At 63.1% G+C, this 23,699-nt stretch carries 24 protein-coding genes; 9 read left to right on the forward strand and 15 right to left on the reverse strand.

Translation table 11 applies throughout. The features are described 5' to 3' along the window. Nucleotides 1-20: 20 nt before the first annotated feature. Both BHE01S_RS12890 and BHE01S_RS12895 read left to right on the forward strand, forming a co-directional pair. Nucleotides 21-602, forward strand: a complete 582-nt coding sequence (locus tag BHE01S_RS12890) for a TetR/AcrR family transcriptional regulator (RefSeq protein WP_042264437.1) — start codon at nucleotides 21-23, stop codon at nucleotides 600-602. Nucleotides 603-845: 243 nt separating this feature from the next. Further along, nucleotides 846-1,235 carry a GNAT family N-acetyltransferase gene (locus BHE01S_RS12895; protein ID WP_042264439.1) on the forward strand — a complete coding sequence of 130 codons (390 nt, stop codon included), beginning with the start codon at nucleotides 846-848 and terminating at the stop codon, nucleotides 1,233-1,235. Nucleotides 1,236-1,456: 221 nt separating this feature from the next. Here the strand turns inward: BHE01S_RS12895 and BHE01S_RS12900 are convergent, their stop codons facing one another. The 3 genes from BHE01S_RS12900 to BHE01S_RS12910 form a co-directional block, all read right to left on the reverse strand. Next, complete coding sequence (locus tag BHE01S_RS12900) at nucleotides 1,457-2,032, reverse strand: GNAT family N-acetyltransferase (protein ID WP_052405892.1); 576 nt, start codon at nucleotides 2,030-2,032, stop codon at nucleotides 1,457-1,459. Between the two features lie 584 nt (nucleotides 2,033-2,616). Then, nucleotides 2,617-3,399, reverse strand: coding sequence for an alpha/beta hydrolase (locus BHE01S_RS12905; RefSeq protein WP_245639728.1), 783 nt, complete (start codon nucleotides 3,397-3,399; stop codon nucleotides 2,617-2,619). A 691-nt stretch (nucleotides 3,400-4,090) separates the two neighbouring features. After that, nucleotides 4,091-4,999 (reverse strand): LysR family transcriptional regulator, encoded by a 909-nt coding sequence (locus BHE01S_RS12910; protein ID WP_042264444.1) that lies wholly within the window; start codon nucleotides 4,997-4,999, stop codon nucleotides 4,091-4,093. Nucleotides 5,000-5,146: 147 nt separating this feature from the next. Between BHE01S_RS12910 and BHE01S_RS12915 the strand changes: the two genes are divergently transcribed. Continuing rightward, on the forward strand, nucleotides 5,147-6,601 hold the full coding sequence (locus BHE01S_RS12915) for an amidase (protein ID WP_042264447.1): 1,455 nt from the start codon (nucleotides 5,147-5,149) through the stop codon (nucleotides 6,599-6,601). 369 nt (nucleotides 6,602-6,970) lie between these two features. On the opposite strand, the gene BHE01S_RS12920 is transcribed toward BHE01S_RS12915, so the two are convergent. Beyond that, nucleotides 6,971-7,861, reverse strand: coding sequence for a LysR family transcriptional regulator (locus BHE01S_RS12920; RefSeq protein ID WP_042264449.1), 891 nt, complete (start codon nucleotides 7,859-7,861; stop codon nucleotides 6,971-6,973). A 115-nt stretch (nucleotides 7,862-7,976) separates the two neighbouring features. Between BHE01S_RS12920 and BHE01S_RS12925 the strand changes: the two genes are divergently transcribed. Further along, the gene (locus BHE01S_RS12925) at nucleotides 7,977-8,972 is read left to right on the forward strand and encodes a zinc-binding dehydrogenase (protein ID WP_042264452.1); all 996 of its coding nucleotides are present in this window, start codon (nucleotides 7,977-7,979) and stop codon (nucleotides 8,970-8,972) included. Nucleotides 8,973-9,040: 68 nt separating this feature from the next. Here BHE01S_RS12925 and BHE01S_RS12930 read toward each other — a convergent pair. Beyond that, nucleotides 9,041-9,719, reverse strand: a protein-coding gene (locus tag BHE01S_RS12930) for an IS6 family transposase (protein WP_407669512.1) whose coding sequence is annotated in 2 segments (ribosomal slippage) — nucleotides 9,041-9,385 and nucleotides 9,387-9,719 — 678 coding nt in all. Because the reading frame shifts where the segments join, the coding sequence is not laid out codon by codon here. A 222-nt stretch (nucleotides 9,720-9,941) separates the two neighbouring features. On the opposite strand from BHE01S_RS12930, the gene BHE01S_RS37765 reads away from it, so the two are divergent. From BHE01S_RS37765 to BHE01S_RS12950, 5 genes are all read left to right on the forward strand, one after another. Further along, entirely contained in the window at nucleotides 9,942-10,451 is a 510-nt protein-coding gene (locus tag BHE01S_RS37765; protein WP_167337682.1) for a hypothetical protein, read from the forward strand. A 44-nt stretch (nucleotides 10,452-10,495) separates the two neighbouring features. After that, the gene (locus tag BHE01S_RS12935; protein ID WP_042264454.1) at nucleotides 10,496-10,927 is read left to right on the forward strand and encodes a MarR family winged helix-turn-helix transcriptional regulator; all 432 of its coding nucleotides are present in this window, start codon (nucleotides 10,496-10,498) and stop codon (nucleotides 10,925-10,927) included. A gap of 72 nt (nucleotides 10,928-10,999) precedes the next feature. Further along, on the forward strand, nucleotides 11,000-11,563 hold the full coding sequence (locus BHE01S_RS12940) for a cysteine hydrolase (RefSeq protein ID WP_042264456.1): 564 nt from the start codon (nucleotides 11,000-11,002) through the stop codon (nucleotides 11,561-11,563). Nucleotide 11,564: 1 nt separating this feature from the next. Beyond that, nucleotides 11,565-11,894: a hypothetical protein gene (locus tag BHE01S_RS12945; protein ID WP_042264459.1), complete on the forward strand. Its 330-nt coding sequence runs from the start codon at nucleotides 11,565-11,567 to the stop codon at nucleotides 11,892-11,894. Next, complete coding sequence (locus BHE01S_RS12950) at nucleotides 11,866-13,308, forward strand: DHA2 family efflux MFS transporter permease subunit (RefSeq protein ID WP_407669509.1); 1,443 nt, start codon at nucleotides 11,866-11,868, stop codon at nucleotides 13,306-13,308. Before BHE01S_RS12945 ends, BHE01S_RS12950 begins: the two co-directional genes overlap by 29 nt. 80 nt (nucleotides 13,309-13,388) lie before the next feature. On the opposite strand, the gene BHE01S_RS12955 is transcribed toward BHE01S_RS12950, so the two are convergent. The 10 genes from BHE01S_RS12955 to BHE01S_RS12995 form a co-directional block, all read right to left on the reverse strand. Beyond that, nucleotides 13,389-14,861, reverse strand: a complete 1,473-nt coding sequence (locus tag BHE01S_RS12955) for an NAD-dependent succinate-semialdehyde dehydrogenase (RefSeq protein ID WP_042264603.1) — start codon at nucleotides 14,859-14,861, stop codon at nucleotides 13,389-13,391. A 41-nt stretch (nucleotides 14,862-14,902) separates the two neighbouring features. Beyond that, nucleotides 14,903-15,964: an FAD-linked oxidase C-terminal domain-containing protein gene (locus BHE01S_RS39980; RefSeq protein ID WP_052405894.1), complete on the reverse strand. Its 1,062-nt coding sequence runs from the start codon at nucleotides 15,962-15,964 to the stop codon at nucleotides 14,903-14,905. After that, entirely contained in the window at nucleotides 15,916-16,515 is a 600-nt protein-coding gene (locus tag BHE01S_RS39075; RefSeq protein WP_052405897.1) for an FAD-binding oxidoreductase, read from the reverse strand. The genes BHE01S_RS39980 and BHE01S_RS39075 overlap by 49 nt, the downstream gene beginning before the upstream one ends. 38 nt (nucleotides 16,516-16,553) lie before the next feature. Continuing rightward, entirely contained in the window at nucleotides 16,554-17,585 is a 1,032-nt protein-coding gene (proX, locus tag BHE01S_RS12965) for a glycine betaine/L-proline ABC transporter substrate-binding protein ProX (RefSeq protein ID WP_042264466.1), read from the reverse strand. Nucleotides 17,586-17,712: 127 nt separating this feature from the next. Beyond that, the gene (locus BHE01S_RS12970) at nucleotides 17,713-18,660 is read right to left on the reverse strand and encodes an ABC transporter permease (protein WP_042264468.1); all 948 of its coding nucleotides are present in this window, start codon (nucleotides 18,658-18,660) and stop codon (nucleotides 17,713-17,715) included. Then, nucleotides 18,653-19,831 (reverse strand): quaternary amine ABC transporter ATP-binding protein, encoded by a 1,179-nt coding sequence (locus BHE01S_RS12975; RefSeq protein ID WP_042264470.1) that lies wholly within the window; start codon nucleotides 19,829-19,831, stop codon nucleotides 18,653-18,655. The genes BHE01S_RS12970 and BHE01S_RS12975 overlap by 8 nt, the downstream gene beginning before the upstream one ends. After that, complete coding sequence (locus BHE01S_RS12980) at nucleotides 19,828-20,196, reverse strand: NIPSNAP family protein (RefSeq protein WP_042264472.1); 369 nt, start codon at nucleotides 20,194-20,196, stop codon at nucleotides 19,828-19,830. The genes BHE01S_RS12975 and BHE01S_RS12980 overlap by 4 nt, the downstream gene beginning before the upstream one ends. Further along, nucleotides 20,193-21,035, reverse strand: coding sequence for an alpha/beta fold hydrolase (locus BHE01S_RS12985; RefSeq protein WP_042264475.1), 843 nt, complete (start codon nucleotides 21,033-21,035; stop codon nucleotides 20,193-20,195). The genes BHE01S_RS12980 and BHE01S_RS12985 overlap by 4 nt, the downstream gene beginning before the upstream one ends. 4 nt (nucleotides 21,036-21,039) lie before the next feature. Further along, nucleotides 21,040-22,128 (reverse strand): LLM class flavin-dependent oxidoreductase, encoded by a 1,089-nt coding sequence (locus BHE01S_RS12990; RefSeq protein WP_042264477.1) that lies wholly within the window; start codon nucleotides 22,126-22,128, stop codon nucleotides 21,040-21,042. Between the two features lie 32 nt (nucleotides 22,129-22,160). Next, nucleotides 22,161-23,672 (reverse strand): aldehyde dehydrogenase, encoded by a 1,512-nt coding sequence (locus BHE01S_RS12995; RefSeq protein ID WP_042264479.1) that lies wholly within the window; start codon nucleotides 23,670-23,672, stop codon nucleotides 22,161-22,163. Nucleotides 23,673-23,699 lie beyond the last annotated feature (27 nt).

The following is a 23,699-nucleotide window of genomic DNA, read 5'->3' on the forward strand; positions in this document are numbered from 1 at the left end:
TCAAGAGGAACCAGGCAAAGATGAAGAGCAAGCTTTCCGCGACCGACGAAGCGCCGCTGCGTGCCGACGCGGCCCGCAACCGTGAACGCATCCTCGAAGCGGCGGAAGCGCTGTTTCTCGAACGCGGCGCCGAGGCTTCACTCGACGATATAGCGAAGCGTGCCAAGGTTGGCATCGGCACCCTCTATCGTCGCTTCCCGACGCGCGACGCGCTCCTCGCCGCAACGAGTGATGAGCGCCTTCTGTCACTCGCCGAGGCGAGTCGTGCACGAGATGAAAAGCTCGAGCCGAGCGCTTCCATACGCGCCTTCGTCAAGGAGCTCGTGAACCACGCGAGCCACTATCGCGGGCTGGCTGCGTTGCTGGGTACGGTACTTGAGGAAGATACGCCTGGTTGTCGCGCGGGGCGTGAAGAAGGACGCCGGCTGCTCCAGCGTGCCCAGAAGGCGGGGGCTGTTCGCAAGGACGTCTCTTTCGACGATATCGTGTGTATGGTCACGGCGATATCCCTTTCCATCGAACACGGCGGCTCGTCGAAGCCGCGCGTTGCCCACCTGGTGGACATCTTTCTTGACGGCATTTTCACCACTTCGGCAACGTGAAGGGTTTCACCGCCCCTAGTTTTGGACAGTCAGCAGGCGGCCGAGACAGGATCTGAAGCGGACTTTCGCTGGAGGACAGCGGAAGCCTGCCCCGAGTCGCTTTATGCCTTTTGAATGAGAGTCCGCGCCCGCGGCGACCGCCGGGATCGGACATCGGGCGCTAGCCGGCCACAACCGGACTGTCGGCTATCCGAGCAAAATCGGCGACAATTCGTGTCGTGTCAATCATCAAAGGCGGTGACGATGCTGAAGACTGTTGCTCTGACTCCGGCCGACTTCAACCGATGGGCAGAACATATGAACCGGCAAATCGCGGAGTCGGGGCGCGACAGACGCCCCTTCTTTTCGCCCATGGAAGCCATTGAGTTCGCATCGATCGAACGGCGCGCTCGTTTTGAAAATGGTCTCGCCAAACCCGTCTTCGACCCAACATGGTTGCGTATGTGGGCCATCGAAGGCCCGGATGCTTGCTTAATCGCGCACCTTGATCTGAGTGGCTCAAACATACCGACAGAGCAGCACCGCGCCACCTTGGGCATTGGCGTAGAGGAGGCTTTTCATCGCCAAGGTTACGGGCGCAAGCTGATGTTACAGGCGATAGAATTTGCCCAGCACAATCACACAATCACATAGAATGGCTCGATCTGTCCGTCTTCAGCGAGAATGAAGCCGCTATCTGCCTTTACCTATCTTTGGGCTTTGAAGAAGTGGGGCGAAGGAATGACAGATTCCGGATTTTTGGACGCTCCGTTGACGATGTGACAATGGCGTTACGACTCAAAGGCTAGATGAAAGAGCCTCTTGGGATTTTTCGGTGGGACCGGTCATGCCGGCATCAACACTGCAAGGTCGGTTCAATGTGCTCCAATTTCGTTGACCAGCGATGTAAGCACGTGGTCGGCCCATACCCCATTGATTCTTAGATAGGACCGAGCCAGCCCTTCGCGCTCGAACCCTAGCCGTTCCAATAGCTTTGCGCTGCGAACATTTTCGGGCCTGAAGTTCGCCATTACTCTGTGCAATCCGACTTGCTCGAAAATATAGGAGATTGCAGGCGTCAATGCTTCGTGTATCAGACCGCGCCCTTCAAACCGCTTTGCAACCGAGAAACCAAGGTGACATGCCTGGAAGGGACCGCGCACGATGTTGGTGAAGTTGCTTTCACCCACCATTTCTCCAGTTTCCGCCAGGATCAACAAAAAATGCACCGCATGTCCGGATGCGTTGTTATGCGCCATCACGGAAAGCCGTTCCGCGACTGATTCTGCTTCGAAAAAGCCGTCGGCTCGAAGGGGCTCCCAAGGCTGCAAATGAGCGCGATTTTCGATGCAGTATTCCCGCAACTCGTGCACGAACTGTTCACAAGCCGGCGTAAGTTTAAGGCGCGCCGTTGAAATTTCCTGAGGTGGCAAATCGATGGGGACGCTCATCACGTCGTTCTCCGCTTAAGCAGGAGGGCGAGTATGTTCAGACAGAAATTTTTGGTCAACAATTCGTCTCGAGTTGCACTAATCGATGTCCGCTTCCGGGAACGCTGAAGGTCCCTTGTGTGTCGTGAGTGCGCGCTGACGACAGGCCGCTTTCGAGAAGCCAAATCCCATCGGCCGCTTTTCGGCGATGAGCTGAAGGACGGGGCTGACGCGACCCGACCCGTCTCGGTCGCTCGTTAAGCGCCACTGAATGTCGACTGTGTTGCGGATTTCGGCCGTTTGTGCTGGTCACGCCTGAAATCAATCAGCCGCAGGCGCGGCGACGAAAATAGACGTCTGTCCGGTTGCCACGTCGGACAAGGCATCAAGGAGACGCGCTGCGTGCTGTTGGGACCGGGTGCCAGCTTCGTGCCCGATTCCGGGCAGGCAGGCTCTTCAGCGAGAGCCAGTTGTCGGTAAGATGGAAGGCTCAGAGAATTGAATGTCTCAAGACTGACGCCGCGGGCCCTGCATCCGCAGGCAAGCCCGTGAGACAGGCAAAGGCAGGCAGGAGCGGGCTGATGCAAGTCTCTACAAGTAAAGCGCTATCGGCTCGCCTGCATGAATGCGAGCAATGCCGCGCCGACTTCATCGTCGGCTGTGTTGAACGAGTCGACCACGGACATGTGATTGTGTCCCGCGAAGCGGGTCCACGTTGGGCAGCGCTGTGCATCGCATAGCGCTGCCCTCAGTTGCGTCGCGTAACCCTCAATTTCGGGCGGATCGAACTCGGCCATTGTCACCATGATCGGTAGCGGCGTGCTCAGCATGCCGGGCAGCGACGACCGCTCGGCATACACGCTCGCGTCTTCGCCGAAATACGCGTCGCGCACCGGTCCTTTCGCGCGGGCGGGATCGATGATGCCGGGCGATATCAGGGCGATGCCTGCCAACCCGACTCCCTGTGGTCCGTAAAAGCGCGGCTGCGCGATATAGCTGGCTACGTGCGACGCACCGGACGAATGGCCGACGAGAAATATCCGCGATGGAGCGCCGCCTTGCGCCGCGATGTTCTGTTGCACCCAGCGTACCGCGAGCCCCACGTCTTCCGCGCCCGATGGCCAGCGGTTTTGAGGAGCCAGCCGATAGTTCACGTTCACTCCGATCATCCCGTGATTTGCGGCCCAGAGCATGAGGTTGTCGTAGAACGGGGTGTCGGGTGCATGCTTGTCGCCGCGGACATAGCCACCGCCGTGCACGAAGATCATCACGGTGCGCGGCGACGATGGAGCGGCTTCGGGCACGAACGTGTCGAGACGTTGCTTTTCGTCCGGACCATAGCTCGCGTCTCGCGTGACACGTACGCCGGCATAGGACTGAGCTTTCAACTGAGGCGCGTAGAGCGCACCCGTCGCGACAGGGTCGATGACGCGTCCGATGGCTGCTAGTTTTGGTGAGATGTCCGGGGGCGGCTCGGCTCGCGCAATCAGGCTAATTGCGACGCAGCCGGAACCAACGACAACCCATGCAAACCCGCGGTGTTTCATATCGCCTCCCCGGAAGGATCACGGCCCTGCAATCATCCCGCCCGTTCAGAGGTTAGCCCATCGTGGCGCAAATCGCTATTGAGATATGGCACGAGCGAGCCGGCCGACCTGATCACCGCGGGACCAGCCGCCGCGGCTTCTTCGAGCGAGGCTCGTGCGACACTGCCCGGAAGATCGGCGGCGCAGAGGACCTTCCGCCGACCATCACGCAGAGGCTATGCTCCATGGTCGGCGAAGAGTCGCTGAGCCGTCTGGGGTCGACTTTGCTTACCTCCGACGAGCGACACAACGGCATAAACCGATTCCACGATCGTCGCGTGCCTACCAGAGCGCTGTCGGTCGAAGGACGCTGGCGGGTGACTCAAATTGGCCGGCTAGCGCCAGACGACCAAGCCTGGCGATCGCCGCGGGTGCGGCCTTTGATGCAAATGGCATACACCGGCCCGGAGCTGCCAGTCAACGGAATAAACTTCCGAGGTCTGGTATTTGCGCACAGGGGCCGCTCGTCGAACGTGAAGGCTTTCGATGTCTGTCACGTTATATCGCCGATACGCAATTGCGTTTTGAGGTAGTTCAGAAAGGCTTGCAGCTTGGGCGACAGTACCCGCTCTCGCGGGAACAGTGCATTCAGATCTTGCGGTGGACCTATCCATTCGGGGAGCACTCTCAGTAAGCGCCCTGCCTCGACTTTGGGGGCCATGCTGGCATCCATAGCCAGCAACAGTCCCTTTCCGGCGCGCGCGGCGTCAAGAACAAGCGCGGGGTCGCTGGCGACGATCACCGGCTCAAGGGAATAGTGAGTCGACTTCCGCCCCGGCTTGCGCAGAGGCCAGGTGTAGCCGCTGTCGGTGCGTGCCTGATGAAGTGCGAGTGAAGGATGGAGCCGGAGTTCGTCGGGAACGGCTGGCGAGCCGTGCCGTTCAATGTATGCGGGACTCGCATAGACCGAAGTCGAAAAGGTCCCGAGCCGCCGCGCCACAAGACTGGAATCGGGAAGGACGCCAAGACGCAGAGCGACGTCGACTTCGTCGTCGAAAAGATCTAGTGGCACATGCGTCGCCAGAATATCGAGCCGCACATCGGGAAAGCGAGAGCAGAATCCGGCAATCAATGGCGCGATCCACGTGACGCCGAACGAATACGGCAGCGTCACGCGCAGCCAGCCTGCTGGCGTGCCGCGAACGCGCTGCACGGCGTTCTCTGCCTCGTCGAGCTGTTTGCAGATAGTGCGACAGTGCTCGAAGTAAGCCGTACCCGCCTCGGTCAAGCGCAGTTTGCGCGTGGTCCGGTGCAACAGGCGCGAACCGAGGTGCGCCTCGAGTTCCCGCACTCGTCGGCTGACCGTCGTCTTGGGGATCTGCAACGCGATCGCTGCCGCAGTAAAGCTGCCTGACTGCACGACGCGAATAAAGACGAGCGTGTCGTTGAGATCCCTGGTCATCGACGACTATATCCGGACTGAGCGTTTGTTGATGGTTTAAGACTAGCATAGAGACTGTGCCGCTGATGGCTCAATCCTTGCCATGTTCGCTGGCTAATCTCCAGCACGAGCCTGCAATATCTTGTCGCCTTCAACCTGGAGGTGCAAATGAATCTCAGCGAATACACAGGTCACGATGCAATTGGGCTCGCAAAACGCGTGTCAGACCGCGAAGTCACGCCTGCAGAGCTTGCTGAACTCGCCCGTTCGGCGATCGAAGCAGTCAACCCCGCGATCAACGCGGTTATCGAGCATTGGCCGGCCAGCGATAGCGGAGACTACCCGGAGCACTGCACCGGTCCACTCGCTGGCCTACCGTTTCTGATCAAGGATCTTGCTGTTGCCATGAGCGGTAAGCGGCTGGAACTCGGGAGCCGGCTCTCCAGCGGCGTCGTTGCGACGGCGGATTCGTGGCTTATGTCGAGGTTTCGCGCCGCTGGACTCGTCACGATTGGTCGCACGACTACGCCCGAAATGGCGTTCAGCACGACCACTGAATCCACGCTCCAGGGCGCGACGCGCAATCCCTGGCAACTGGAGTCGAGCGTCGGCGGTTCGAGCGGTGGCGCCGCAGCAGCAGTTGCAGCTGGCGCCGTCCCACTCGCGCATGCTACCGATGCCGCCGGCTCGATACGGGTGCCGGCAAGCTACAACGGCTTGTTCGGACTTAAGCCGACGCGCGGGCGCAGCTCGAACGGGCCAGCCCTCGACGAAGTCTTTGCAGGATTTGGTGTGCAACTGGGAGTGAGCCGGAGCGTGCGGGACAGCGCCGCGCTACTCGATGCGATCCAGGGACAGGCGATCGGCGAGCCTTACCTGACAGCCGCACCGGAGCACAGCTTCCTGTCGCAGGTCGACCGCGACCCCGGCAAACTCAGGATCGGCATGATGACCGATCCGTGGAGCGCGGATCGAACCGACCCGACAATCGCGATGGCGGTGGAATCGACGGCGCGGCTCCTGGAGGACCTCGGTCACACGGTATTCGAAGTGCGGCCGTCACTTGGTGTGTCGTGGGACGCTTTCGTGCAGATGAACGCGACGATCTGGACGGCGACGCTGGTCGGCTGGATCGATGGCCTTGCTGCCGCAACGGGACGCCCGATCGATGAGACGACGTTGGAGCCCGCCACATTGGCCTGTTATCGCTATGGCAAGGAAGAAAAGGCGTCCGCATTTGCCGCCGCGCTGGCGATGCGCAACGTTGTGACGCGTGCTATCGGGCATTGGTTCGAAGACTTCGATGTGCTGCACACGCCGACGCTGCCGCAAATGCCGCCCCGCATTGGAGAATACGGCGAGGGCGCAGAATGGATGAACGGCCTCGAATGGACGCAGCGAGTATTCCGGCATTCGCCTCTTACTCCGCCGTTCAATGTCGCCGGTGTTCCCGCGATGTCGGTACCGCTAGCAAGTCATCCAGAAACGGGGCTGCCGATCGGGATGCAGTTCGCGGGAGCATTCGCCCGAGAAGATACATTGCTGCGACTCGCAGGGCAGCTCGAACGCGCACGGCCGTGGATCAATCGGCGGCCGGTAGTTTGGGCAGGACATCAGGTGTAGTTGCGACAGGGAGCGTGTTTCGTGCGGGCGGCTCGGACCGCCCGTTTTCACGTGCGTTCTCCCGCGAAGGCACCCGCGTGGCTTGGCAGCGAGATACTCCCAAACTTGCTATCCGGTTGGCGGCTGGCTTTCGATTGCAAAGCGGCCGCTTGAAAGCCCGGGAAGTTGCGGTGACGAGTGACGTCTCCTGGCCTGCTGGCGTCCGACTGCCGAGTGCGACGATCGTATCGGGCGCGCACTTCATGCAAAGGGCATAAAGCGACCCACAAGAGACAATCAAATCTTGCGCTACCGGTCGTTCCCACGATAGAAGCGGTCGCGTGAACTGCGTCGTTCGGTTCGACGTTACACGTACCGCTAATGGCCGATTCAAGCGGTGGATGCGAAAGCAGCGTGCAGATAGTCCATCAGCAGCTTGACACGCATGGGTACCAGCCTACGGGCGGGATGGACCAGGTAGGTGGAAACAGATTCGCACTGAAGCTGCGGCAAGAGCACCTGCACTTCGCCGGTCGCGATCTCTGGCGCGACAACCCACTCGGGAACCTGTGCGATGCCGAGTCCGCACAGGATGGCCGCGCGAATCTGTTCGGCGTCGCCGGTCATGAACGGACCGCGTGGCACGTAGGCCACGCTCCCATTGCCCGACCGCAGTACCCACGGACGACGCTCCCGCCCGTGCGCGAAAACCACGCAGTCGTGCGCATCGAGATCGTCGAGACGCTCCAGCGCCGCGTGCGTAGCGACATAACTGCGGCTCGCGACGAGCACAAATGGGGAATCACACAGCTTCCTTGCCATCATCGAAGAGTCCTGCATGCGGCCATGACGGACCGCGAGATCGATCCCGTCGCCGATCAGGTCGACTTGACGCTCCGACACCGACATCTGGATTTCTACGTTCGGATAGTGCCGGAAGAACTCGGGTAGAAGCGGTGTGATGCACAGGCGTCCGTGTGCAGGCGACGTGCTCAGACGGATCAGGCCGCGCGGCGATTGATGCCGGTCGCCGACCGACGACTCTGCTGCATCGAAATCATCCAACAGCGCTTTCGCCGAGATGTAGAGCGTTTGCCCGGCTTCTGTCACGTTTACCTGGCGTGAAGTGCGTGCAAGCAACTGCACGCCCAGATAGCGTTCCAGCGTGCCGATCTGCTTGCTCACGGCAGGTTGTCCCATCCCTTCGGCACGCGCCACGGCGGTGAAGCTGCCGCTTTCGACCAGCCTCACAAAAAGCCGCATCGCATCGAGTCGGTCCATTCCTTCCACCTCCAGCCATCAATTCCCATATGGAATAGATGGTATGCCCGTTCCGACCATTTTCGCAATGAATCAGGACGATTAAAGTGGGGCTTTAGATACGAGGAGCGGGACGATGAAAGCGATCTGCGTGACGGCTGCGCGCGACCTGGAAGTGCGCGAAGTGCCGACCCCCACCGAAGCGGCAGCAGGACATGTGCTGATCGAGATGAAGGCATCTGCGATCAATCATGGCGACAAGACGTTCCTCAAGCGACCCGCATCGCTGGGGGTGGCGCTGCCTGAGGTTCAGCACGATGTGTGGGGCGCATCGGGTGCGGGCACGGTCGTCGCCGTCGGAGACGGCGTACCTTCGCGGTACATCGGCCGGCAGGTCGCCGTTTACCGGTCGCTCGGACGCAGTGCGGAGAGCGTCGGCCTATGGTCGGAGTGGGCGCAGATGCCATACACCAACTGCCTTGTCTTGCCGGACCATGCGTCTGCAATGGATTACAGCGGTTCGCTGGTCAATGCGATGACGGCGTACGCGTTCATTCAGGAGATTGTCGAGGCGGGGTACCGGAGCGTTGTCGTCACGGCGGGGCATTCCGCAACAGGTAATGCAATAGCCGCGCTCGCCCGCCAACAAGGGCTGTCGGCAATATTCCTCGTTCGCACGAATGCGGCCCGCGACACATTGCATACTGCGGGTATCGAGCATGTGATCGTGACGCACGAAGGGTTCGAGGCGATGCTCGCCGAGCACTCGTCAAAGCTCGGCGCGACAGCGGTGTTCGACGGCGTCGGCGGCCGCCTGCTCAGTGATGTGGCAACGGCGTTGCCGGTGAATTCGTCGATCTGGTGCTACGGTTTTCTGGATGCAGCGTCGGGGATGTCATTCCCGACCTCGCTCGTCATGATGAAGAACCTCACAATCCGGCGCTTCAGCAACTTCGAAAGCGCAACTGTCAGGGATCGGGGAAGACTGGAGGCCGCATTGCAGGCACTCGAATCTATGATCGATGATCCGCTGTACCGCACGCGAATCGGCGAAACGTTCGCTTACGAGCAGATCGAAGCAGCGATGGCTTACGGTGGCCAGGGCGGCACGAAGGCAATCCTGGCAGCGTGACGCAGTTTGTTGGGTTATGTCGCGATAAGAGTAGTGAGACGCGCGCATTCCGGTATGAATAGGAATGCTTACATGATCAGCGAATAGAACTGCTCGGCCGCAGTTTTGATATCGCGCTTGTCCTGCATCTGCCCTTTGCGAATCATGTGCATCAACTCAATGCCAGACAGAATGATGCGTGCGCACCGGAAACTCTTGAAGCCCATCATCGGCTTGACGATGCGTTTGACGGCTCGGTGATCCTGCTCGACGATATTGTTCAGATACTTGTTCTGCCGGATCCTGATCGGCGTCTCGCGTTCAGTGTTGAGCGTTTCGAGCGCGGCCAGATTGGCGCCACTCTTGTCCACAGTGACAGTTTCGGGCTCGCCGTACTGGGCAATCGCCTTCTCGAAATACCGGCGTGCAGCACGCCTTGTCACGATGGGCGCGCAACAGGAAATCGACGGTATTGCCTTCCTTGTCGACGGCTCGGTACAAGTATTTCCAGTGGCCTTTGACCTTGACATAGGTCTCGTCCATGCGCCAGCTCTTGCCGGCCGGGCGCTTGATTCGCCGAAATGCCTTTTCGAACAAGGGTACGAGCTTGATGACCCACCGGTGTACGCTCGAGTGATCGACCTCAATTCCCCGCTCGGCCATCACTTCTTCAAGGTTGCGCAGGCTCAGCGAGTACGCCACGTACCAGCGAACACACAGCAGAATCACGTCCAGCGGATAGTGCAAGCGCTTGAGAACCTTGCCGATCCCCGCAGGAGACGTCGCGCGCGATGAATTCTTCCGGCACTCCCGAGCGAAAGGCGGCGATATCGAAACCCGCTGTTCTGCCCGACTCTAACGCTCCGGAGGAAGTCGAGCCCCGAACAGGATCATGTTGCTTACACTTGCATGTCTCATCTCGCATGATGATTCTCGTCTGCAGATCAATCAGGTGGTTCGTCGAGTAGGCATGGAACACCGGGCCACCGGGTGCAGCTGTCCAATGCGCAGCAGGCACTGAGCTTGAGTCAGAATCCGACGCGAATACCAAATCCCGCTCACTTTGATCTTTCGTTCGAAGCGGATCCGACCTGCTCAAGACAGGATTTGCACATCAATATCAACTGCTTTAGCACAGCATGGCTTTCGTCATTGGAGTTGACCCTGCAATCCCGGACACAGCTTCACACTAAGGTTGCCGAATCCATCGAGCGCCAGCCGCTTACGAATCTCGCAGACAACGATCAACCTCTGCCGTGGCGAGGCGACCTACCTAACAAAATCGCAATCGCAAGAGCGTGCGGCCTGGATCGCGACGTGTTTTACACCAATCCGGAAGGAATCGGACCTTTTCGCGCTTTTGTGCGCAAGGAACGTGATCGACGAATAGCTGCGGGCGACTTCTCGGATCACTCCGAAGCCCGATTGCGGAGCTACCTGGTTGAGACCTTCGATGTCGCGCTCGGCATCCCGTATTACGGCAGAGCGACACTACAATAAAAGATAAACTTGCAAGTTTATCTTGCATCCAATATAGTGCGGCTATGACAGTCGATTCCTCCCTGGACATTGTTGCGAAGGATCTCACGGCAGCGATCAGTCGATTGCTGCGGCGACTACGCACTGAAGCCAATCCGACCGAGTTGGCCCTTTCGCAGATGGGCGTCCTCGCGCGTCTGGAACAAGTCGGACCCATGACGACCGCGGATCTGGCGCGCGCCGAACTGATGAAGCCGCAGTCGATGGGCGTCATTCTGGCGAGTCTTGAGCAGGAAGGGCTGATCGAGCGTCAGCCCCACCCGACGAATCGTCGCCAGATCCTTTTTGTGTTGACCGAGACTGGCGTGGCGGTGAGAACAAGCCACCGCGTCATGAAGCGAAACTGGTTGGTCGGAGCCCTCGGCCAACTCGATCCCGCCGACCTGAAGGCTCTTGTCGCCGCAATCGCGATCATCCGGCAGGTCGGCGATTCCTGACCTTCGCTCATACCACCGCCGTTGGCGGTGCAGTGCAGAGGTAGATCAACCTCAATTCCTTAGGATACCTGCATGGCTGCAACTCGACTGGACCTCAAAACCGCGCTGATCGTCGTTGACCTGCAGAAGATCGTTGCATCGATTCCCGCTGCCCATCCCTTCACGAACGTGCTGGAGAACGCCTGCCATCTGGCGGCAAATTTCCGCCAGCACGGTCTTCCCGTCGTGCTGGTGAACGTCGTCGGAACGGCGCCGGGACGGGCTGAGCGGCATCACGCAGGCGGCGCGCTCCCGCTGGACTGGTCTGAGCTGCTGCCGGAATTGAATCAGCAACCGCAGGATCATCTCGTATCCAAGAAAACCTGGGGGGCGTTCACCGGCACCGGTCTCGAGGCGCACCTCAAATCCGCCGGGGTCACCCAGGTGGTGATCTGCGGCGTTGCGACGAGCGTGGGTGTGGAATCAACCGCGCGGCAGGCCCATGAACTTGGTTTCAACGTCACCCTCGCAGTGGACGCCATGACGGATATCAGCGCGCAAGCGCACGCCAACAGCCTTGAGCGAATCTTTCCGCAACTCGGCGAGACGGCCACAACCAGGGAGATTGTCAATCTCCTTTCGAAAAGGAGCACCTGAAATGTCCTGGCTTTTCCTGCTTGCTTATTTCTTCGGCGGTTTCTTCCTGGCGAACGCTGTGCCGCACGTCGTGAGCGGCATGATGGGACGGCCATTTCAGAGCCCGTTCGCCAAGCCACCCGGAGAAGGCCTGTCTTCATCGAGCATCAACGTGCTCTGGGGTTTCTTCAATATCGTTATCGGCTACCTGCTGGTCTGTCGCGTCGGCGATTTCCAGTTGAGGGATACGGCAGACATCCTCGCTTTGGGTGCCGGCGCATTCCTGATCTCACTGTTTTCGGCGCGGCATTTCGGCCGTTTCAATGGTGGCCATGTCACAAACCCCTCCTGAAAAAGCCGTTGATACCGCGGATGCGCCTGCAACGGACCGGCTTGATCCCTCGGTCTGGAAAATTGCCGGCGTCGCTCTGTTCGGGGCGTTGCTCGCCCAGCTCGACGCGACGATCGTCAACGTCTCGCTGTCGAACCTCGCGGTGAAACTCAACAGCAGCCTTTCGACGATCCAGTGGGTCACGAGCGGCTATTTGCTGGCACTCACCCTGGTACTGCCGCTGAACGGATGGCTGGTCGACCGCATCGGCGCAAAGGCGCTCTACCTGTGGTGCTTCTCCGCGTTTACGCTGTGCTCGGCGCTGTGTGGCGTTGCCTGGTCGGCGCCCTCGCTGATCGGGTTCCGCGTCCTGCAGGGCGTCAGCGGCGGGCTCCTCGCGCCCATGACGCAGATGATGATCGCTCGGGCTGCGGGCAGGCACATGGCCCGCGTAGCAGGCTATATGGCGCTTCCTGTCCTGCTGGCCCCGGTCCTGGGTCCCATCATCGCAGGCGCCATCCTGCAATATGCGTCCTGGCGCTGGCTGTTTCTGGTCAATCTGCCGATCGGAGGCATCGCACTTCTGCTGGTGATCCTGTTCCTCCCGAACGATCGGAATGAGACGACGCGGCGAACGTTGGACTGGTTCGGTCTCGCGTTGCTCTCGCCCGGACTGGTGATGTTTCTGTATGGCTCCGGGCGCCTCGACCACATGGCGGGACGCGGTATTCTGGCAGCCGGCGTCGCGATGATGGCAGCCTTCCTCTGTACGGTGCGGCGAAAGGGCGACGATGCGCTGATCGATCTGCGGCTGTTCGAGGGCAAGGTCTTCTCCACCGCAGCCATCACGCAATTTCTATCGAACGGCGGCATGTTCGCCGGCCAGATGCTCATCCCGGCCTTTCTCATCCAGGCGTGTGGCCAGGCGCCCGGCAAAATGGGCTGGATGCTCGCGCCGCTTGGCATCGGCATGATGCTCACCAACCCCTTCATGGGCGCGCTGACGGACAGATTCGGCATTCGGCGCGTGTCTGCGGCAGGTGCCCTCCTGACACTCGTCGCTACACTGCCCATGCTGTACCTCGCGGCCCACGGGCTAAATCTGCTGGTTCTCCTACCCGCTCTGTTTTTACGGGGACTGGGCATGAGCGGCGTGGGCCTGCCGTCGCTGAGCGCCGCCTATGCTTCAGTGCGCCGGGAGCAATTGCCGATGGCGACAACTTCGCTCAACATCGTCCAGCGCCTCGGTGGACCGACGATGACGACGCTGTGCGCGACGTTCCTGGCGTGGAAGCTAAAATCACCCGGCGTTAGCCATGCGGTTTCGAGCGCGTATGGGTGGGCGTTTCTGGTTCTCTGCGGTATTCACGCCCTTGCATTTATCGCGGCGGCTCAATTGCCGCGTCGCCTGGACGACGTGTCGATCCGTGACTGAAAAGCGGAAGCTGCGGAGTTCCCGCAAGGGCTGACGGCGGCGGCTTCACCTTTACGCTTTCGGCCATCTGACGCTGTCGGTTATCCAAGCCCTCCTTGGCAAAGGTACTTGATGCTCAGGTAGTCGTCGAGACCGTACTTCGAGCCTTCGCGTCCATATCCCGATTCCTTCACGCCGCCGAACGGCGCCGCTTCGCTTGCCACCGCGCCTTCGTTGATACCGACGATGCCCGCTTCGAGCTCGCGCGCCACGCGGTCAATGCGGCGCACGTCGGTGGTGTAGAAGTACGCGGCGAGGCCAAACGGCGTGCCGTTGGCGATGCGGATCACTTCGTCTTCGTCGGTAAAGCGGAACAGCGGCGCGACCGGGCCGAAGGTTTCCTCGCAGCAGAGCACCATGGCGTCAGTGGCATCGGCGAGCACGGTGGGCGCGTAGTAGTTCGGCCCGAGTTCGGAAAGGCGCCTGCCGCCCGCGAGCACCCGCGCGCCGTTCGCCACGGCGTCATCCACGTGCTTCGCGATCTTGTCGATGGCGCGCTCGTTGATCATCGGACCGATTTGCACCTTCGCATCCGTCGCCGGGCCCACGTGCAGCGCGCTCACGCGCGTCGCGAGCAGCTCGCCAAATTGTTCGTATACCGAATCATGCACGTAGACGCGGTTCGGACACACACACGTCTGACCGCCGTTGCGGAACTTGGCGAGCATGAGGCCCTGAACGGCCGCTTCGAGATCGGCGTCGTCGAACACGATGAACGGCGCGTTGCCGCCCAGTTCGAGCGAGAGCTTTTTGAGCGTGCCCGCCGACTCGCGCGCGAGATGCTTGCCCACAGCCGTCGAGCCCGTGAACGTGATCTTGCGCACGCGGTCGTCGGCGAGCCAGTCGGCCACGGCGGCAATGCCTTCGTCGCGCGCCGCCGAAATCATGTTGAGCACGCCGTCGGGCACGCCCGCTTCCTGCGCCAGCGCGGCGAGAGCGAGCGCCGTGAGCGGCGTGTCCTCGGCGGGCTTGGCGACGACCGTGCAGCCGGCCGCGAGCGCCGGGGCGATCTTGCGCGCGATCATCGCGAGCGGGAAATTCCAGGGCGTGATCGCCGCCACTACGCCGATCGGCTCCTTGATGGCCATCATGCGCTTGCCGCGCTGCGTTTGCGCAATGATGTCGCCGTAGATTTTGGTCGCCTCTTCGGCAAACCACGCAACGTACGACGCGCCATACGCGACTTCGCCGCGCGCTTCCGCGAGCGGCTTGCCCTGCTCCAGCGAAATCAGGCGCGCAAGGTCCTCCGTGTTCGCGAGGATGAGCGCGTGCCAACGGTTCAGCACGGCCGCGCGTTCGCGAGGCAACTTGTCGCGCCACGCGGGCAGCGCGCGCGAAGCGGCGTCCGTGGCCGCGTGCGCGTCGTCGGCGGCGCTGTTGGCGACCTGGGCGAGCGTGGCCTGGGTAGCCGGATTCGTCACCGCGTAGCGGGTGTTACCTGAAGCGGCGATCCACTTGCCGTCGATAAAGTTTTCGTGTCGAAGCAGTTCGCCTCGCGTCAACTCCAAATTCACTGCGTTCTCCTTTCTGCAATAGATATCGAGCGCCGATTGCTTCATTTCGGCGCGACTTGTTCTTCCACCGGCGCTTCCATTACGTCCGGTGTGAAGCCGTTGTTGAACGTGTCCGTCCACAGCAGCACCGGCGTGGGCTTCGTCGTTCCGCTCGTCGCGCTTTCAGGCTGCGCGAGCAGACGCTTCGCGCTCGCGCCGTTGCGGAACGTCTTCGCGGCAATGACGGGAAACTTCACGTCCTCGGCAAGACCTGACTTCGCGCTCATCTTGCGGAACGACGGATTGCGCATGAGCGCGTTTGCCACTCCGCTCACGTGCGTGGGGCAATCGCCGCGGCAGCCCTTGCACGCGAGGCAGTGATCGAGCGAATCCTTCACGGCCTCGCTTTGCCAGCCGTCCTCGATCACTTCGCCCTTGAGCAGTTCGAACAGCAGACGCGCGCGAACGTGTCGGGCCTGCGGAGATCGCCGAACGCGAACGGGCTCGACACATCCACTTGGCGATACGTCTTCAAGCCCTGCGCGTGACGTAGATCGAAGGTGATCCGTGCGTGAATGCAGCCATCGCCGAAGTGGTCGTACAAATTGGTTTTGTAACCGTACGCTTCCACAAGCGTCGAGAATTCGCGCAGATACGCACCGAGATGGCGCGGCTCCACGGCGGCGTCTTCCCAGCCCACGACCGGATCGGACTTCGACACGTCGCCCGATGGACGTGGCCGAAGCGCCGGTTTCGCGCACCGTCCACAGACGCTTCATGAGCGCGGCATCGTCGACGAGTCGCGCCGACGAAGGCGTGCCCGGCAACGCAGGCGCGAGCGCCGCCGCGCGTTGCGCGGATTCCATGGCCACGGCCTGGTCGGTCGCGCCGAATTCGACCATCAGCCACGCATTGCCCGCGGGCAGGTCGGCGATGTCCGCCAGCGCGAGACCGCGTTCGCGCAAGCCGCCGACGATGCCCGTGTCGAGCCCCTCCATCGCGATCGGCGACAACGGCAGCAGTTGCGGCACGCAGTCGGCGGCATCGAAAATTGTCGGAAAGCCGTACACCACCATCACGCGATGCACGGGATTGGTGACGAGCGTGGTTTTCGCGCGCAGCATCGAAACGAAGGTGCCTTCCGATCCCACCAGCGCAGCGCGATATCGAAGCCGTTCTCCGGCAGCAACTGGTCGAGGTTGTAACCCGACACGCGGCGTTTGAGCTTGGGGAAGCCTTCGCGGATGACGTCGCCGTATCGCTCCACGAGACCGACCAGGCCCGGGACGATTTCCGCCCGGCGGCCGCCCGCCGCGAGATGCTCGCGCAGCGCGGCGTCTTCGGGCGGGCCGACCCAGAACTGCTCTCCGTCGTAAGTCAGCACTTCGAGCGTCTCGATGTTTTCCGCGGTCTTGCCCGCCATCACCGAATGCGCGCCGCGCGTGAGCACCGGCACGTCGGCCTCGCGGCACGCGCGCATGGTTTCCACCACGTCCTCGATGGTGCGCGGCACGACGATGCCGATCGGCACCTGACGGTAGTTCGACGCTTCCGACGCATACGCGGCGCGCGTGCCCGAATCGAACCGGACTTCGGCGCGCGTGTTGCCGGCCAGCCGGCGCTGGAGCGCGAGCAGGGCGCAGATATCCTGGCGAGGCAGATCTCCTGGGTTCATGGCATCGCTATGCTCGGGCGCTCTTAACCACGACATCTCTACTTTGCCTGGCTCGCAACCGCGACCCACTGATCGAACTGCGCCTTGTTCTGTGCCATCCAGTCGTTCGCGAGCCTTGACACGAGGACCTGGGAGCCGCCGTTTTTACTGATCGCCGACTCCCAGGCCGACCAGGTCGACGACGGGAATTTAATCTGCTCGACCAGCACGCGAACCGCCGGATTGGTGGCGATGAACGCACGATTGCCTACCGCGCCCCAGTTCCACGACGCCATCGCCATCCGGCACGGATCTGCGTTGCCCGCGCAGCCCCGCACACCACTGACGAGCGACGAGCCCGTGTTCGGCACGTTCGGCGGCAGCGCCGCCTCGGGCGTAGGAAGCCACACGACGTCTTTCCCTGGCACCAGCGTGTTGACCGTCCACGACGGACTCCACGCGTAAAAAAACGCCGGCTTGCCCTGCTTCACGCGCGAAATGGCGTCGACCATCAGCGCCTCGTACTTGCCACGCACCGCGTGCACGGTGTTCTGCAAACCGAAGTGCTGCAGCTGATAGTCGACGACGTCGCCGCAGCTCCAACCCGGATCGCAACTGATGAGCTGCGCCTTGCCGTCGGCGCCGAACAGGCCTGCGAGCTTTGGATCCTTCAGTTGTGCCAGGTTCGTGATCCCGTAAGCGTCTGCGGTCTTCTTGTCGATCAGATAACCGTTGATGCCACCGCCGACGATCATCCCCGTGCCGACGATCTGCGCATCCTTCTCGACTGCCCGGAACGCAAGTTCTCGCTGCGGAAAGTTCACATCTGTCGCGAGATCCTCGTCGCCCTGCGCGGCGGCCTGGAAAAACAGCGTCGTGTTCATCGTCGTCAGCTTGACATCGTAGCCGAGGTTTTTCATGGCCTGCATCACGATCTGCGTCGCCACGTAGTTGCCGCCGAAACTGTCGCCCTGCGCGTAATTAACCGTTTTGCCCTTACCCGGCATGGTCTGCGCGAACGCGGGCGCGCCCGCTGTCATCATCAACGCCGCCAGCGCGAACGCGCCGCATGCTGCTGCAACTGTCTTCATCAAGCCACTCCCTCTCGTACAGGTAGATTGCTGACCATTGAAATGCCCTGACCGGGCCGCTTGCCGCCAATGCGGGCAACGGATCCGACCGCCGAACCGCGGCAGTCGCGGCAGTCGCGGCGAGGATCTATAGCGCTTCCTTCGGTTGGCGCTCGTCAAGCAGCCGGTCTCCCGCATCGTCGGCCCGGCCGCCGCGCACGAACCGGCCGAGCACGCCGCGCAGCGCGCCGCGGCCCGGCTGCGAGCGCGCCAGCTTCTGTGTGACGCGGTCGAGAATCATCGCGAGCAGCACGATGGCAATGCCGCCGATCGCCGCCTGGCCGACGTCGAGCCGGCCGAGCCCCTGCAGCACGACGAGGCCGAGCCCTTCGGCACCGATCATCGAGATCACGACCGACATCACCATCGCGGTCAGCACCGTCTGGTTCAGGCCGCCCAGGATGGTCGGCACGGCGAGCGGCAGCTGCACCTCCCACAGCAGCTGGCGTGGGTCCGCGCCGAACGCGAGGCCGGCCTCGACCAGCTCGTGATCGACCATGCGGACGCCGAGGTTCGTGAAGCGGATCAGCGGCGGCATCGCGGCGATCACGACGGCGACCTCGCCCGGCACCGTGCCGACGCCGAACAGCATCACAACGGGCACCAGATAAACGAAGGTCGGCGTGGTCTGCATAATGTCGAGAATCGGCTGCACGATGCGCCACACGCGCTCGCTGCGCGCGCAGGCCACGCCGACCGGAACGCCGATCGCCGCGCAGAACACTATCGCGGTGACGATCAGCGCGATCGTCGTGATCGCGTCGGCCCACACGCCGAGCGCCGCGATCACGATGAGCCCGACCAGCGTGAAGGCCGCGACGCCCTTGCCGGCGATGCGCCACACCAGCAGCGCGCAGGCCAGCACGAAGACCGGGAACGGCACCGCGTGCAGCGCGTCGATGTTCAGTTCGAGCAGCTTCTGGATCGGCCACTTGATGACGAGGAAGAGCGGCCGCAGATGGAGCGCGATCCACTGCACCGCGGTCTGAATCCAGTCCGCGATCGGCAGGACCGCGAGGTCGTCGGCTTTAAACATGCTTGTCTCCGTTGGCGCCGCCCGCGCCGATGTGCGCGAGGACCCGCCCCGCTTCCAGCCGGCCGACGAGCCGGCCGACTTCGTCGATGACCCCTACCGCCCGCGCGGTGCCGAAGTGCGCGGCCGCGTCGACGAGGCGCGTCGCGGCCGGCACGCACGCGAACGCGGCGTCGAGCGGCGGCAGCGCAAGCCCGTCGCGCAGCGCGTCGATCTGCGCGGGGCCCACGAGCCCGAGCACGCGCGCGTCGGCGTCGACCACGAAGGCCGGCCCGGGTTCGCCGCCGGCCAGCACGGTCCAGCCGTCGCGCTGCACGAGCGGCGCGAGCGACGTCATCGAGGCGCCGGCATTAAACAGCCGCGCGCGGTCCACGTCGCGCGTGAACGCGGCGACGTAGTCGCTGCCCGGCTCCATCACGATCGACTGTGGCGTGCCCTCGCGAACGAGCCGCCCCTCCGACATGATCGCGATCCGCGTGCCGAGCTTCAGCGCCTCCTGGAAGTCGTGCGTGATGAACAGGATTGTCTTGTTCAGCGTGCGCTGCAGCCGCAGCAGCTCGTCCTGCATCTCCGCGCGGATCAGCGGGTCGAGCGCGCTGAACGCCTCGTCCATGATCAGGATGTCCGCGTCGGTCGCGAGCGCGCGCGCGAGCCCCACGCGCTGGCGCATGCCGCCGCTCAGCTCGTGCGGCAGCTTGTCGGCCCAGCGCGCGAGCCCGACCACTTCGAGTACCTGCCCGGCCCGCTGGCGGCGCGCCGCCGCCGACACGCCGCGCAGCTTGAGCCCGAACTCGACGTTCTCGATCACGCGCCGGTTCGGCAGCAGCGCGAAATGCTGGAACACCATCGAAATGCGCTTGCGGCGCACGTCGCGCAGAGCGGGCTCGGCAAGCGCGCAGAGGTCGGTGTCGTCGAGCAGGATGCGGCCCGCGCTCGGCTCGTTCAAACGGTTCACGCAGCGCGCGAGCGTCGACTTGCCCGAGCCGGACAGCCCCATGATCATGTACATCGCGCCGGCGGGCACCGACAGCGATACGTCGTCGAGGCCCACGACGTACCCCGTGTCGCGCAGCACGTCGGCCTTGGTGGCGCCACGCCGGAGCATATCGAGCGCGCGCTCGGGACGCTCGGCAAACACCTTGTACAGATGCTCGATTTTCAGGCGTTCGGTCATGCGGTTGACTCCCTCGGTGGGCCGGACCCATCGGTCCGGTCGGACAACAACGTTTGCGGCGGCGAGAACGCGGTCGGCACGAGAATGCGGTTCTCGGCCTGCTCGATCAGCTCCGACAGGCGCGGAATGAACGCCTGCCAGCGCGGATCGGCGGCGAGCCGCTCGCGACGCGCGCGACGGTCCTCGAGATCGGCGTACGCCCACCAGTGCACGACCTGGCTCAGCGGCCCGATCTCCGTGGTGAAGTAGCCGAGCAGGTTGCCGAGGACGGGTTGCTGGAGCGGCAGCCCTTCGTCCTGCACGAGTTTCAGGTAACGGCCCATACAGCCGTTGCGGATCCGGTAGATCCGTTCTTCGACGATCATCGCGCGCCCTCCGGTTCTTCGAGCAGGAAATCGCGCAGCAGCGCGGCCACCGCTCCGGGCGCCTCGTTCAGCAGCGAATGCCGGAGCTTCGGCAGGATCACGAGCCGCGAGTCCGGAATCCGCTCGTGCATGTAGCGCGCCATCCGCGGATTCGAGCCCTGGTCGTCCTCGCCCGTCGCGATCAGCGTCGGCATGCGGATCTGGTCGATCAGGCCGCCGTAGTCGGTCTGCGCGAGCAGGCGATAGGCGGCCGCGTAACAGTCCGGATCGTTTTGCGCGTTGCGGCGGCGCAGCTCCGCGACGAATTCGGGATGCCGCTCCTGAAAAGCCTCGGTCAGCCAGCGCGACAGCGACGCGTCGTAATGCGCGCCGCGCTCGCCCGCCTGCAGCGCTTCGTAACGCGCCTGCACGCGCGCGCGTTCGTCGGCGGTACGGCCGGCCACCGTCGACAGCAGCGCGAGACGGCGCAGCCGTTCGGGGTACGAAAGCGCGAGACGCTGCGCGACGAGGCCGCCGAGCGAAAAGCCCGCGAGATCGAAACGCGCAAAACCCGCGTGATCGGCGAGCGCGAGCACGTCGCCGACGAAGTCGTCGATCTCGTAGCGGCCCTTGATGCGCGACGAGCGGCCGTGGCCGCGCAGGTCGAAGGTTAACACGCGAAAATCCGGACCGAGCGCATTGACCGTGCCCTGCCACGCTTCGAGGTAGGAACCGACGCCGTGGACGCAGACAAGCGCGTGTGGACCATCGCCCTGCAGCCGCCAGGTCAGCGCAGTCTCGCCGCGCGTCAGGGTGCCTTCGACCGCGGACGGCGGCGCGTTTAAAAGCGCGTCGAGCATCGCGTCAGTTCCCCGCTTCGGTGGTGACCAGCGCGCCGGCCGCGGCCTTCTCGCGCCGCGCGAAATGCGGGATCACCTCGTCGGCGAACAGGCGCAGCGTCTTCATCTGCAGCTCGAACGGCAGGTTGAACGACAGGCCGAGGCAGAACTGGTCGACTCCCTCGTCCTCGTAGATCTGCAGCTTGCGGATCACTTCGTCCGGCGTGCCGAACATCAGGTTCTCGCGGATCGCCTGCGGGTCGTAGTTCGCGCGGTTCGCGACCGTCTCGTACGGCACGGCCTCGGGGAAGCCGTCGCGCACGGTGCCGATGTTCTGCATCAGGTTCTCGAAGTAGCGGCCGTAGTCGACGCTATAGCGCACAACGCTTTGCCAGTCCTCGGGCCGCTCGTACACGCAGGTACGGCGCAGCATCATGAAACGCGGACGCGGACGCTCCGGATGATCGGCGACCGCCTTGCGGAACTTCTGGCCGAGCACCGACACTTCACCGGCCGGCGCCGACAGCGGCGTCGACAGGATGTTCGCGCCGACGCCGACCGCCCAGTCGAAGCTGCCCGGATCGCGCGTCGCCACCCAGATCGGAGGATGCGGCTGCTGCAGCGGCTTCGGCACCGACGTCGCGAGCGGGAACTTCCAGTAATGGCCGTCGTGCGCGTAGTCGCCCTCCCACAGCTTGTGGACCGCGGGCAGCAGCTCCTTCATGTAGGCGACGCCCTCCTGCTGCGGCATGCCACCCGCCATCCGGTCGAACTCGTACTGGTACGCGCCGCGCGCGATGCCCAGTTCGAGGCGGCCGTTGGTCAGGTGATCGCACATCGCGGCCTCGCCCGCGAGCCGGATTGGCGACCAGTACGGCGCTACGATGGTCGCCGTGCCGAGCCGGATGCGTTCGGTGTGCTGCGCGAGCCAGGTCAGCACCGTAAACGGGTTCGGCGAGATCGTGCACTCGATCGTGTGATGTTCCGCGGTCCACAGCGTCTCGAAACCGCTCGCGTCGGCGACGCGAGCAAGCATCAGCAGCTTGTCGCGCGCACTGCTCATCGAATCGTCCGGAGAGAACCGCTCCATGCTGAGAGAAATACCGAATTTCATGTGTGCCTCTGTCGATTGAAAAGCCGCCGCACTCAACGCAGGCGGATGACGAACGGGTCGTGCATCGCGCCGGAGTAGTCGAGCACCACGTTCTTGAGCCGCGAGAATTCGCGCATCACCTCGAAGCCGCCGCGCCGGCCGTAGCCGCTGTGCTTGAGGCCGCCGTTCGACGACATGTAGGCTGCCGAACGATAGGTGTTGATCCACACCGTGCCGGCGTCGATGTCGCGCGCGAAGCGCATCGCGCGATCGATGTCGCGCGTCCAGATGCCGGACGCGAGGCCGTACTCGGTGTCGTTCGCGAGTTGCATCAGTTCGCGCTCGTCGGAGAACGGCACGACGCCGACCACCGGGCCGAAGATCTCGTCGCGCATGAAGCGCATCTGGTTGGTCGCGTGCGTCATCACCGTCGGCTCGAAATACCAGCCGCCGCCGAGTGCCGCGTCGACGGGCGCGCGGCCGCCGGCGGCAATGGTTGCGCCCTCCTCGACGCCCGACGCGACGTAGTGCTTGACCTTGTCGAGCTGCGACGCGAGCGCGAGCGGGCCGATGTCGGTGTCTTCGTGAACCGGATGGCCGACGCGTACGCGCCGCGTCCGCTCGACGAGTGCCTCGACGAACCGGTCATGCACCGACGCCTCGACAAAGCAGCGCGAGCCGGCGACGCAGGTCTGGCCAGCCGCGGCGAACACGCCCGACACAACGCCGTTGACCGCGCGCTCGATCTCCACGTCGCCGAAGATCACGTGCGGAGACTTGCCGCCGAGTTCCATCTGGCACGGCACCAGGTTCTGGGCGGCATTGCCGGCGATCTTGCGGCCGGTCACGGTGCTGCCGGTGAACACGTATTTGGCGATGCCGGGGTGGCGGGTCAGCGCGTCGCCGGTCGTCGCGCCGTCGCCGGTCACGACGTTGAACACGCCGGGCGGAATGCCGGCCTCGATCGCGAGTTCGGCGAGTGCGAGGGTCGAGGCGGTCGCGTGCTCCGACGGCTTCGCGACGATCGTGTTTCCAATCGCGAGACATGGCGCGAGCGTCCCCGTGAGCATCATCAGCGGCGAATTCCACGGAATGATCATGCCGACCACGCCGATTGGCTCGCGCAGGTTGAAGTTCAGCATGTCGAGCTTGTTCACGGGGATGGTGTCGCCCTGCAGCTTGTCCGCCATGCCCGCGAAATACAGATATGAATCGGGGATCGCGCGCATCTGCACGCGCATCTCCTTGAGCAGCTTGCCGTTGTCGCGGCACTCGATCATTGCGAGTTCGTCGGCGTTCGCGAGCACAAGTTCGCCAAGCCGGCGCACGAGCTTGCCGCGCTCGGTCTGCGTCATGCGCCGCCACGCGGGGCTCTTCAACGCGGTCTGCGCCGAACGCACGGCGGCGTCGACGTCGGCCGCGCCCGACTGCGCGAATTCGTACCACGGTTCGGCCGTGGTTGGATCGAAGCTCGGCGCGTAACGGCGGCTCGCCGGCTCGACGAACTGCCCGTCGATGAAATTGCCGGTGCGGGCGCCCTGCAGGGTTGCGACTGTCGTTTTCATGGTGTCCGAAGTCCTGTCTGGCTGTCT

It is taken from the genome of Paraburkholderia heleia NBRC 101817, assembly GCF_000739775.1.
Lineage (GTDB): Bacteria > Pseudomonadota > Gammaproteobacteria > Burkholderiales > Burkholderiaceae > Paraburkholderia > Paraburkholderia heleia.

Bases quoted from the DNA above. Each gene is read 5' to 3' on its own strand.
- BHE01S_RS12895 (WP_042264439.1), top strand. From the start codon at position 846: ATGCTGAAGACTGTTGCTCTGACTCCGGCCGACTTCAACCGATGGGCA.
- BHE01S_RS12900 (WP_052405892.1), bottom strand. From the start codon at position 2,032: ATGAGCGTCCCCATCGATTTGCCACCTCAGGAAATTTCAACGGCGCGC.
- BHE01S_RS12990 (WP_042264477.1), bottom strand. From the start codon at position 22,128: ATGAAATTCGGTATTTCTCTCAGCATGGAGCGGTTCTCTCCGGACGAT.
- BHE01S_RS12970 (WP_042264468.1), bottom strand. From the start codon at position 18,660: ATGTTTAAAGCCGACGACCTCGCGGTCCTGCCGATCGCGGACTGGATT.
- BHE01S_RS12925 (WP_042264452.1), top strand. From the start codon at position 7,977: ATGAAAGCGATCTGCGTGACGGCTGCGCGCGACCTGGAAGTGCGCGAA.
- BHE01S_RS12975 (WP_042264470.1), bottom strand. From the start codon at position 19,831: ATGACCGAACGCCTGAAAATCGAGCATCTGTACAAGGTGTTTGCCGAG.
- BHE01S_RS12915 (WP_042264447.1), top strand. From the start codon at position 5,147: ATGAATCTCAGCGAATACACAGGTCACGATGCAATTGGGCTCGCAAAA.
- BHE01S_RS12980 (WP_042264472.1), bottom strand. From the start codon at position 20,196: ATGATCGTCGAAGAACGGATCTACCGGATCCGCAACGGCTGTATGGGC.
- BHE01S_RS39075 (WP_052405897.1), bottom strand. From the start codon at position 16,515: ATGAACCCAGGAGATCTGCCTCGCCAGGATATCTGCGCCCTGCTCGCG.
- BHE01S_RS39980 (WP_052405894.1), bottom strand. From the start codon at position 15,964: ATGCTGCGCGCGAAAACCACGCTCGTCACCAATCCCGTGCATCGCGTG.
- BHE01S_RS12995 (WP_042264479.1), bottom strand. From the start codon at position 23,672: ATGAAAACGACAGTCGCAACCCTGCAGGGCGCCCGCACCGGCAATTTC.
- BHE01S_RS12890 (WP_042264437.1), top strand. From the start codon at position 21: ATGAAGAGCAAGCTTTCCGCGACCGACGAAGCGCCGCTGCGTGCCGAC.
- BHE01S_RS12945 (WP_042264459.1), top strand. From the start codon at position 11,565: ATGTCCTGGCTTTTCCTGCTTGCTTATTTCTTCGGCGGTTTCTTCCTG.
- BHE01S_RS12920 (WP_042264449.1), bottom strand. From the start codon at position 7,861: ATGGACCGACTCGATGCGATGCGGCTTTTTGTGAGGCTGGTCGAAAGC.
- BHE01S_RS12935 (WP_042264454.1), top strand. From the start codon at position 10,496: ATGACAGTCGATTCCTCCCTGGACATTGTTGCGAAGGATCTCACGGCA.
- BHE01S_RS12950 (WP_407669509.1), top strand. From the start codon at position 11,866: ATGGTGGCCATGTCACAAACCCCTCCTGAAAAAGCCGTTGATACCGCG.
- proX (WP_042264466.1), bottom strand. From the start codon at position 17,585: ATGAAGACAGTTGCAGCAGCATGCGGCGCGTTCGCGCTGGCGGCGTTG.
- BHE01S_RS12985 (WP_042264475.1), bottom strand. From the start codon at position 21,035: ATGCTCGACGCGCTTTTAAACGCGCCGCCGTCCGCGGTCGAAGGCACC.
- BHE01S_RS12910 (WP_042264444.1), bottom strand. From the start codon at position 4,999: ATGACCAGGGATCTCAACGACACGCTCGTCTTTATTCGCGTCGTGCAG.
- BHE01S_RS12940 (WP_042264456.1), top strand. From the start codon at position 11,000: ATGGCTGCAACTCGACTGGACCTCAAAACCGCGCTGATCGTCGTTGAC.